At 42.0% G+C, this 10851-nt stretch carries 9 protein-coding genes; 4 read left to right on the forward strand and 5 right to left on the reverse strand.

Annotated features, from left to right (window positions below; genetic code table 11):
• Positions 1 to 487: 487 nt before the first annotated feature.
• Positions 488 to 925, reverse strand: coding sequence for a CAAD domain-containing protein (locus ACFFAP_RS30435; protein WP_375514711.1), 438 nt, complete (start codon positions 923 to 925; stop codon positions 488 to 490).
• A 1092-nt stretch (positions 926 to 2017) separates the two neighbouring features.
• Here ACFFAP_RS30435 and ACFFAP_RS30440 point away from each other — a divergent pair.
• Together ACFFAP_RS30440 and ACFFAP_RS30445 are read left to right on the forward strand one after the other, a co-directional pair.
• On the forward strand, positions 2018 to 3691 hold the full coding sequence (locus ACFFAP_RS30440) for an ATP-binding protein (protein WP_375514712.1): 1674 nt from the start codon (positions 2018 to 2020) through the stop codon (positions 3689 to 3691).
• A 65-nt stretch (positions 3692 to 3756) separates the two neighbouring features.
• The gene (locus ACFFAP_RS30445) at positions 3757 to 3900 is read left to right on the forward strand and encodes a hypothetical protein (RefSeq protein WP_375514713.1); all 144 of its coding nucleotides are present in this window, start codon (positions 3757 to 3759) and stop codon (positions 3898 to 3900) included.
• A gap of 42 nt (positions 3901 to 3942) precedes the next feature.
• Here the strand turns inward: ACFFAP_RS30445 and ACFFAP_RS30450 are convergent, their stop codons facing one another.
• The 3 genes from ACFFAP_RS30450 to ACFFAP_RS30460 are packed head-to-tail and all read right to left on the reverse strand — an operon-like array spanning position 3943 to position 5957.
• Positions 3943 to 4644 carry a carbonic anhydrase gene (locus ACFFAP_RS30450; RefSeq protein ID WP_375514714.1) on the reverse strand — a complete coding sequence of 234 codons (702 nt, stop codon included), beginning with the start codon at positions 4642 to 4644 and terminating at the stop codon, positions 3943 to 3945.
• Positions 4645 to 4672: 28 nt separating this feature from the next.
• On the reverse strand, positions 4673 to 4984 hold the full coding sequence (locus tag ACFFAP_RS30455; RefSeq protein WP_323199099.1) for a P-II family nitrogen regulator: 312 nt from the start codon (positions 4982 to 4984) through the stop codon (positions 4673 to 4675).
• A 4-nt stretch (positions 4985 to 4988) separates the two neighbouring features.
• Complete coding sequence (locus tag ACFFAP_RS30460) at positions 4989 to 5957, reverse strand: sodium-dependent bicarbonate transport family permease (protein WP_375514715.1); 969 nt, start codon at positions 5955 to 5957, stop codon at positions 4989 to 4991.
• An 840-nt stretch (positions 5958 to 6797) separates the two neighbouring features.
• Here ACFFAP_RS30460 and ACFFAP_RS30465 point away from each other — a divergent pair.
• Both ACFFAP_RS30465 and pcrA read left to right on the forward strand, forming a co-directional pair.
• Entirely contained in the window at positions 6798 to 7802 is a 1005-nt protein-coding gene (locus tag ACFFAP_RS30465) for a zinc-binding alcohol dehydrogenase family protein (protein WP_375514716.1), read from the forward strand.
• A 266-nt stretch (positions 7803 to 8068) separates the two neighbouring features.
• Positions 8069 to 10393 (forward strand): DNA helicase PcrA, encoded by a 2325-nt coding sequence (gene pcrA, locus ACFFAP_RS30470; RefSeq protein WP_375514717.1) that lies wholly within the window; start codon positions 8069 to 8071, stop codon positions 10391 to 10393.
• 171 nt (positions 10394 to 10564) lie between these two features.
• Here the strand turns inward: pcrA and ACFFAP_RS30475 are convergent.
• The coding region (locus ACFFAP_RS30475; RefSeq protein ID WP_375514718.1) for a hypothetical protein at positions 10565 to 10851 on the reverse strand (287 nt) is incomplete at its 5' end.

Raw genomic sequence — 10851 nt, forward strand, 5'->3', positions numbered from 1 at the left:
TTCTGATTAATTTTTAATTTTTAACTTTTAATTTTTAATTAAAAAAAGGTCAATAGGGTTTGAGATGCGCTTATCCTGACCTTTAAGGAATGAGGATTTATCAACTTCCAGATTTCCTGCGTAGAAGCATTTGAGTGCTATGCCCCCAGAAAAAAGTTATGGAGCTAATTTAATCCTCATTCCTAAGAGGTTTTACTATGCAAAACCCTCCCTCTCCGATTCGGAGAGGGACAGACTTGAACTAAAGTTCAAGTCAGGGAGGGGTTCATCAAACTTATGTTAAACCAAAGGTCAGAGGAAGCGACCTCTAGAAGTCTGATCGCCAGAAGTCGGCGATCAGACTTCAGTGATTTGCAATTAGAGCTTACTTCTACACAGGAGCAAGCTACGCATAGCGCCTTGCCCTGAGCTTGCCGTACCACTTCGTGGATCTTGCTACGCAAAGCGTCTCGAAGAGTTGGGTCTCATAGAGAAGCGATAATCACTATTAAGCTTCTGGAATTTGTTGACCAACCACTTGTGATTTAAGAGTGGTGATTTCACTATTTAACTCTTTCCTGGTTGAGGCTTTGAGTAAATAGCGGTAAACAAACCAGGCAGAGTAACCAATACCGATCAACTCAAAAGTAGGTGCTACCAAGGGGATATCATTCAAAGCATCTAATACTGCCAAGAGTACTTTAACCCCAACAATTGATCCCACAATTAAACCAACAGTGATCAGGGGTTGCTTATATTGATTAAAGAAGCTTCCCAGATATTCTGGCAATGTTGCTAAAAAGCTAGAAATTTGCTCACCATATTTTTGCCATTCATCTTGAGACTGTGCGGGAGGCTGGAGTTTGGTGATGCTTCCTGTTTGGCTGTTGATGTCTGCCACTGTAGTCTCTTTGGATGCGGTTTCGGTAAATTCTTGTTCTGGCATTTTCACTCCTATAAATTTGACAGTTGAGTTTTTCTAATCTGGATAATTACAACCAAAAGTCTGTTGATTAGCTAATGCACAAGTACGTTACTACAATTGCGTAAAGGGCACAAAAGGGTTTTAGTGTCCTATAACTATAATTGCCCCGTAATATCTACTGCATCAACTACAAGGTAGACACTCAGGAGGAGGATAGAACTAAGAAGGCAGCAGAATGTATTCTGATCAGCTTTCTGAGTTCTTTTTTTGAATCAACTGGAGTCCTCAGGTTGTGATTATCCCATTGCGTGTCATTCGCTCATAATCGTACTAAATTTAAGTACAAATCTAGCAAAAATCAGCCCACCTCTCATTTATATAAGCCTAAAACCCGATTTTAGCCGATATTAAAGCTATCTTAAGCTGTGTCCGTCAATTAGCGCATTCGTATTGATATTAATACGTATTCCAGCAGGCAGCAGGCAGCAGGCAGGAGTAGGGGGCAGGGGGCAAGGGGGAGAATAAAAAATTATTAGCTTGTTTCCCCTCTGCTCCCTACTCTCTGCCCCTGTGCCTCTTGCCAATGCCCAATACTTCAACTCCTTTCGACTTCGCTCAAGGCAAGTCGCTCAGTACAAGTGCCCCATGTCCAATGCTCAACGAATGTCAAAGCTTTTGTTTTTTTTCCTGATTGTATTAATTTCATAAGGAAGCATTTAAGGTAGAGTAGTGGCATACCTGATGGCAAGAACTCATTGTTATCAACCGCATATTGAGGAAAGTGTTGTGGTAAGGAGAAGACAGTCTTAGATAGGTCTTTAGTGCAGGGAATTATTTGTTGCTGTTGAAAAAAGTGAATTCTATTCCCTATCAGCAAGTGTACTTAGCAGAATTGCTATTAAAATTACTTATAATACGTAAAACTATGTTAATTATATAGTAAGTAATAATTTGCTATTGCTATAAAAGAAGATAATGTAAATGTTAATCACCAATTTAAAGTGTTTGCACAAGCTAAACTGATTTGGTGATTTTTGTGGGAAGGCAAGGAGGTTTTAGAAATGCCTTCCTCAAAAGCCAACCCCTATCAACAGCAGTTCAGAAAGCAAAAAAGTGTCAGCCGAAGAGCCATCGACAGACGAACTCCCGACAATAGAATTTCCCTCACGAGGGAAACTCAAAGCCAGTTCCTGGCGCATCCATCAAAAAATTGGCTATGGGTACTTTGTAGCTATCGGAATTGGCTTTTTTGGCTCACTGACTGGGTTAGTGATCGCCAATTACTACCGGGGAAGGGAAGTTAGGCAATTCAATCAAGCCTATGAACAAGGGCAACTACTGAGTAATTATAAAGATGCAGTAGTCGGGGCGCAATTACATAGCTCTAACCTAGTTGCTGTATTGGAAAATTCACAACAGCTACAAAGCAAAAAAGCCGATTTTCTGAAGAATGTTGAAAAAGCCAAGCAACTAGAGTCAAAAATTGGCGGATTTATCGATAGTAAACCTAAAAGACTAGCCGCAACAAGTTCGACTTTACAGACGTTATTGCAGGATTATAAGACTAATTTAAAAGCTTACGTTGACCAAATCGAGGTCGTCTTACAGAAAATTGACTCCCAAAAAGTGCAGCCTCAGCAGATTTCTTCTGCCCGATCGCAGTTATTAACAATTATGCGTGGTCAAACAGCCACACGGCTAGATCAGCTTTCTCAAAGCTTGACTAACATTCTGCAAACTGCCCAAGAACAAGAGCAAGAAAGGCAAAAAGCCGTTGAGCAGGCAAAAATAGTCGAGAGATTCATCGTGATCGTGAGTATGCTGGTTTCAGTAGCGATCGCAGCCATTGTAGCTTGGCGTACCAGTCGAGCGATCGCTGAACCAGTTATCACTGTCACCCAAGTAGCGGAGCAAGTTGCAAGGAAACATAATTTCGATTTGCGAGCGCCCGTTACCACTGAAGATGAAATTGGCCTACTCGCCAAATCTCTAAATCGTCTGATTGAGCGAGTATCTGAGCGAACAAAAGAACTACAACAAGCTAAAGAATTAGCCGAAGCTGCTAGCAAGGCAAAAAGCGTATTTTTGGCCAATGTTAGCCACGAATTACGCACACCATTAAATGCTGTCATTGGCTTAAGTCAACTTCTAGAAGACGACGCTACCGATCTTGGTTTATCGGCAGACTTTATCACAGACTTAGAAACAATTAACTCTGCTGGTAAGCATCTACTGCACTTGATTAACGAAATCCTCGACTTGTCAAAAATTGAAGCGGGGAAAATGACCCTCTATCCAGAGACATTCGAGATTGCGACGCTGATTCATAACGTTGTCCTTACAGTCAAACCAGCTATAGAAAAAAATGCCAATGTTTTAGAAGTGCATTTTGATGAGCAACTTGGCATGATGTACGCCGATCAAACTAGGATGCGGCAGGTGTTGTTAAACTTACTCAGTAACGCCAGTAAATTTACTACAAAAGGCAAGGTGACGCTGACAGTCAACAGAGAAAAGGATGAATTTCGACCGGAGGCTCCTTTGGGCATGATTACTTTCACTGTTACTGATACAGGCATAGGTATGTCTCAAGGTCAACAGCAGCAGTTATTTCAACCTTTTACACAAGGAGATACCTCGACTACGAAAAAGTATGGAGGTACGGGATTGGGGTTAGCAATTAGCCGCCACTTTTGCCAGATGATGGGTGGTGAGATTATTGTTAAAAGTCAGCCGGGAGTTGGCTCTACTTTTACCATTCGTCTGCCAATGACTGTGCAAGATTGACACTCTCCTAACTGTAAAAATTGTAGGGTGTGTTACGGCTTCCGTAACGCACCAAATCTTATGTATTGCGGTGCATTAGCCTACGGCATAACACTGATATTCATTGCTTTACTAATGACTATCCTGATGTGCAGGTAATTGTCACTTCTCGGATTATTGGCTATGTCTTAAAAGTCAAGCGATCGCCATTATTTCTCATGGGAAACTAAAAGCGATCGCCACTGTCTAAAATTTGATTGACGTTTGCCGAATTAGGTAATGATATTCACCCTCCCTGTATCCAAGTCGTAACGACCCCCGACAATTTTCAATTTGCCCGATCGCACCTGCTCAGTTAAAAGTTGCGATCGCTTCAACCGTTCAATTTGATGTTGCACATTTGCAACCACAGCATTCTCAACCGCGTCACCCGGCTGACTCTTGACCTTTTCCACTGCTGGTTTAATTGCCTTCACAAAAGTACCAATATCACCGAGTAACGATTCGTTTTGGACAGCAGCCGTTACTGCCCCGCAACGTTCATGCCCCATCACCATCAATAGCGGAGAGGCTAACAAGACAACCGCATATTCAATACTACCGATCGCTTCATGTGTAGCGATATTTCCGGCAATCCGAACATCAAAAATGTCTCCAATGCCCTGATCAAAAACAATTTCTGCGGGTACTCGTGAATCCGCACAACTAAGAATAGTTGCAAATGGATGTTGAGCTTGAGCAACTTCCTGCAACCGCAGTGCCGATTGATCGGGGTATTGGGGTTGATGAGCAACAAATCGCTGATTCCCCTCCATCAGCTTTTGTAAGGCTGCATCGGGACTGAGGGATTCAGGGGAAGTTGAGGGTATTTCGGCAGCTTTAGCCTGTTCCACCCGCCAGAGGAAATCGCTGGCAGATAGCATCATCCCAAATGCCCCGGTCATTCCCAACTTCAAAAAGTCACGACGTTCCATGAAATGCTTCATTGAATTTATAACTCTCTTACATCGACGCAACACATCTGACAGAGCGAATCTCCATCACATCGGAAACGTAGCAAGTACCTCCGAACTTATTAAGGAGTGGTTTGATATTTTCTACAACACGCTTAAGTTCTTCTGGCATACAAAACGCGAGGATGTAAACATTATCAAGCATGGTCATGTCTAAATCTTCTGTTGTTCCTCGTAATCCTTTACCAGCAACATTTCGGATTACGGCATGGTTATGTACACCTGACTTGTCTAAATTATCTAAAATTTTGGCAAGCTCAAAGGAGTTGGCGATAATTTCTATCTTTTTAACTACGTGCATATTATTACCTCCAAAATAGGTTAATTCCGTAGAGATATAACGGAATTCCCACAATAATATTGAACGGAAATGTTACTGCTAGAGCAGTAGAAACATACAGGCTGGGATTTGCTTCGGGAACAGTCATCCGCATAGCCGCAGGGACAGCGATATAAGAAGCACTGGCACACAATACAGCAAATAACAGCGAATCTCCGCGAGGCATACCAATCAATTTGGCAATCACCAACCCAATGCCTGCATTGAGTATTGGAATTAGTATGGCAAATAAAATTAGGAAAACTCCGGTTTTTTGCAAGTCTTTAATTCTTCTGGCAGCGACCAATCCCATGTCCAGTAAAAAGAAGGTGAGAACACCATAAAACAACCCTTGAGTAAAGGGTTCTAATACGTGCCAACCGCGTTCTCCTGTCAAGACACCTATTAATAGACTACCGACTAAAAGAAAAACTGAACTATTAAGAAATGCTTCTTGCAAAACTTCCGGCCACGAAAAGTCCCGCTTGCCATCGTTAGTGAATATATTCACCAAAATTAGACCAACTATAATCGCTGGAGATTCCATGAGTGCAAGGGCTGCCACCATGTAACCATCAAAAGGAATGCCAAGCTCAGTTAAAAAAGCGCTAGCTGTGATGAAGGTGACGGCACTGATAGAGCCGTAGGTTGCAGCGATCGCAGCCGCATCGTAAGTATCCAATTTCAACTTTAGGATAAAAAAGGTGTAAATTGGAACAACACAAGCCATCATCATTGCTGCTGCGAGTGTGAGAATTACTTCTTGAGTTACACCGCTTTTTATTAGTTCTACCCCTCCTTTAAAACCAATCGCAAGCAGCAGATACAACGAAAAGAGTTTGGGCACTGGTGCAGGAATTTCTAGATCAGACTTGACAAAAACAGCAGTCATGCCTAAAAAGAAAAACAGGATTGGCGGATTCAAAATGTTGGATACAATTAAGCTCAGATCCATATCCACCCCTGCTTGTATTGGTTAAACCTGAAATTAAAGAAATTTTTCATCTTTAAAAATTTAAGGGTTGAATCATGATGTATCGTGTATTGCTACTCAATGTCAATTGGGTACTCAAGGAGTGAATAGTCCCATTGATGACAATACTCTTGGTTAGGTATTACAGCGTTTTTCAAGCAAATAAACCACAGGCTAGGGAACATTGCGGTGTCCCTACGAAAATCCGTAGTTAAATTAACTGAAAATAGCTGTGAAGCTCTGTTAACAACAGAACAAGTGAGAGCTTGCCCAGTATTTTTATGATGTTTGATTCCCCGTCGCTGATTTTACGACAGAACGCGCAGGAATAATTGATCGCTAACTTATCTACGTAAAAAAGTTAACGTATTGTAGGGACAATTCATAAATTGCTACGACACAAACGTTGTTAAAATCCCAGTATTTTTTGATTGACAACAGTTTGGTAAACCCCACTCGCTGAAAATGACGGTCAGATGTACAACCTTAGCCCGTTATCTCTTCCTTTTTCTGTGAGCTGTTGATGGTTTAGTTGACAGATTGAACTTCATCAGTATTACTCAATTTCCAAAGTGCGATCGCCAAGGTATGAGCGCTCTGCACCATCCCTTGCAAGACTATCCGTATTTCCAGGTGCAAGATATGAGAATAATCATCTCTTTCCCTTTTAGTTCATGAGTACTAATTACTTGTGTTGATCGCCCTGTGACACTTTATGGTGCGGAATGTGGGTTGTAAATTCTGTCAGTAAAAGTTTCTTACTATTAAAATAAACAATCAATTCACTCAGTATAAAAAGTTAATTCAGCCGATGATAACGTTATGAAAGCAATTGTTTTGGAATCTCCCGGTGATCCGACAGCCCTTAAATTACAAGAGATTACAAAACCATCTCCTCAGCCTGGATGGGTGCTAATCGAGATCAAAGCCTTTGGTCTAAACCGTTCTGAGATGTTCACACGTCTTGGGTATTCTCCCAGCGTTCAACTTCCCAGAATTTTGGGGATTGAGTGCGTTGGTGTTGTTGAAGCCGCCCCTGACACCCCATTTCAGCCTGGTCAGAAGGTAGCAGCGATTATGGGAGGCATGGGACGAGCGTTTGATGGCAGCTATGCCGAATACACCTGTGTCCCGCAAACCTGCGTATTTCCGATTAGCAGTAACCTCGACTGGTCAGTCTTAGGAGCCATTCCAGAAATGTTTCAGACGGCTTATGGTTCTCTTATGTCCGGTTTGGGCGTGCAGGCTGGGCAGACGCTATTGATTCGGGGGGGTACTTCATCAGTTGGTATGGCCGCAACACACCTTGCCAAAGAACTGGGGCTAACCGTTGTGGCGACTACTCGTAATTCTTCTAAAGTAGACGCTTTGCAAGCAAATGGGGTTGATAGCGTTGTAATAGATACAGGAACGATCGCAATCTCTATCCGTCAGAATTTTCCCAAGGGGGTTGATCGGGTTTTGGAACTGGTAGGAACCTCTACCCTGCTGGATTCACTACAATGTGTTGCCCCTGGTGGCATTGTCTGCATGACCGGTATTTTGGGTAATGCCTGGACATTAAATAACTTTTCACCAATGGATGATATTCCTCACACGGTAAGATTGACCGTTTATACCGGAGGTACTGAAGACTTATCTATTGAACATCTACAACGATTTATTGATGGTGTAGAAGTGGGGCAAAACCGGGTCAATATAGACCGTGTTTTTCATCTGGACGAGATTGTTGAAGCACACCAATATATGGAGTCTAATCAAACAACAGGAAAATTAGTGGTATTAGTAAATGAGTCGAATGGCACCAAGAAAAGGCGAAACACTTGAATTGTTAGCAGTTTGCAATTGCTTGTTCCCATTCGTGTCCGGGTTTTTCATCAATGGGTACGCTTTTGCACGGCCGTGGCATTCCATAGAGATAATGGTTATGCTGGTGTGCCAATGATAGAGTACCATTCTGGTTAAAAATATTGCCACACAATCTTTATTGACCAAGTTTCGTTAGGATATTGTAACCTGGGCAATAGCAACTCTCTATTGATGTGACGCCAGGCGTAGGCGTAGCCCGTCGGAGACATCGCTTTTTCGCATCCATGACAACAACCATCGACTTTCTCAGTCACCTTAACCCTAGCCAACGTCAAGCTGTCGAACATTACTGCGGCCCGTTGCTAGTTGTTGCTGGCGCAGGTTCCGGTAAAACACGAGCGCTGACTTATCGCATTGCCAATCTGATTCTGAAACATCGTGTTGATCCAGAGAATATCCTGGCGGTTACTTTTACGAACAAAGCCGCACGAGAGATGAAAGACCGGATTCAACGGCTGTTTGCGGAACAACTGGCAATGAAACAACACGGTCAGCGTTTTGATTTGCTGACAGAATACCAACAAACGCAATTGCGATCGCAAGTTTACAAAGATACTATCAAAGACTTATGGTGTGGTACTTTCCACAGTCTATTTTCTCGGATTCTCCGCTTTGATATTGAAAAATATGTAGACGAAAAAGGACGGCGTTGGAATCGCAATTTCTCTATCTTTGATGAATCAGATGTGATGACTCTGATTAAAGAAATAGTCAATAAACAGTTAAATTTAGACGATAAAAAATTTGATGCTCGTTCTGTTCGCTACGCTATTAGTAATGCTAAAAATCAAGGTTTATCGCCTCAAGAATTTGAGCAAGACCAACCCAATTATCGCGGACGGGTAATTGCCCAAGTCTACAGTTTATATCAAGATAAGTTAGCAGAAAATAACGCTCTCGACTTTGACGATTTAATTCTCGTACCTACGAGATTATTTCAGCAAAACGAGCAAGTATTGGGTTACTGGCATCGCAAGTTTCGCCATATTCTCGTAGATGAATATCAGGATACTAACCGCACTCAGTATCAACTTATTCATTTATTGGTTACTAATGGCGAAACCAGAAAGAGTGAATGGGAATGGCAAAATCGCTCAGTTTTCGTAGTCGGTGATGCAGACCAATCAATTTACAGCTTTCGGATGGCAGATTTCACCATATTGCTAGGATTTCAGGAAGACTTTGGCGATGGTTTGGTAGATGATGACACCCGAACGATGGTTAAGTTGGAGGAAAACTATCGTTCTTGTGAAAACATTCTGCAAGCAGCTAACGAACTGATTGAAAATAACACCCAACGGATTGATAAAATCCTGAAAGCGACGCGGGGGCCGGGTGAGCAGATTACTTGTCACAAAGCCGATGAAGAACTTGCAGAAGCGGCATTTGTAATTAATCAAATTAGCACTTTAAAAAATCAAAATCCAGAGTTGAATTGGGGCAGTTTTGCCATACTTTATCGGACAAACGCTCAATCTCGCCCCTTTGAAGAATTGTTGGTGAAATATCAAATTCCTTACACAGTTGTGGGGGGGATGAGATTTTACGATCGCAAAGAAATTAAAGATGTCATCGCTTATTTAAGAGCGATCGCTAACCCATCTGATACAGTCAGTTTATTACGAGTTATCAATACTCCCCGCCGGGGAGTTGGCAAAACCACTATTGATGCTTTGGTTAACGCCTCCCAACAATTAGGGACAACTTTATGGGAAATACTCAGCGATGAAACATCAGTTAATACATTAGCTGGACGCGCCACAAAAGCTGTAAATAGCTTTGCTGCAATGATTAGCCGTTGGCAAGGACAAATCGGTACGCTTCCGGTGACTGAGGTTTTGCAAGGAATATTAGAAGATTCTGGTTACGTTCAAGACTTGATGAGTCAAGGCACAGATGAAGCCACAGATCGGGTACAAAACGTTCAGGAACTTTACAACGCCGCACTGCAATTTCAAGAAGAAAACGAAGAAGTTTCCCTACAAGACTTTTTGAGTAGCGCCGCCCTCAGTTCCGATTTGGATAATTTAAAAGAAGGACAGACAGCCGTTTCTTTGATGACTTTGCACGCTTCCAAAGGTTTGGAATTTCCCGTAGTATTTTTAGTGGGATTAGAACAAGGGCTATTTCCCGGCTACCGATCGCTGAGTGATCCGGCATCTTTGGAAGAGGAACGCCGCTTGTGTTATGTGGGGATTACTCGCGCCCAAGAAAGGTTGTATTTATCACATGCGCGGGAACGCCGTTTGTATGGTTCTCGTGAACCTGCTGTGCGATCGCAATTTCTCGACGAATTGCCAGAAGAATTATTAACCACTCAACGCCTGAGTCGTCAAACTTATACCAAAACTGCCTCTAATTCTAATGGTAAGCAAGACACGAAGCAGAATTGGCAAGTAGGCGATAGAGTATTACATAAAACCTTTGGTCTTGGTGAAATCACTCATGTCTTCGGAACAGGTAGTAAGATGTCTGTAGCTATTAAATTTGCTAGCTTAGGACAAAAAATTGTTGATCCCAGAGTAGCGCAGTTGCAACGAGTAGAGTAAGAGGTATATAAACTAGGACTTACGCACTGTACAAATTAATCATAGTATGTTTTACGAAAATAGGTCGTTTCAGCCTTGATTAATTGTTCTTTGATGATCAGTAAACCCGCGCTGTAGGGGCACAGCAATGCTGTGCCCCTACGACAGATGTGGTTTTTTGAGCCATACATACTATGTATTTTGTGTCAATGCGTAAGTCCTATAAACGACCAAATAGACTATATTTTGATGGTGCGTTGCTATAGAACAAGCTGTGTCAACTACAGAAGAAGCATTTATAGCTCCAGAACATGCTGTAGTAACTAAAACTTGTTCATTTGTAACTCCAGAACATGCTGTAGTAACTAAAACTTGTTCATTTGTAACTCCAGAACATGCTGTAGTAACTAAAACTTGTTCATTTGTAACTCCAGAACATGCTGTAGTAACTAAAACTTGTTCATTTGTAACTCCAGAAC

The sequence above is a fragment of the uncultured Nostoc sp. genome (assembly GCF_964245575.1).
Lineage (GTDB): Bacteria > Cyanobacteriota > Cyanobacteriia > Cyanobacteriales > Nostocaceae > Nostoc.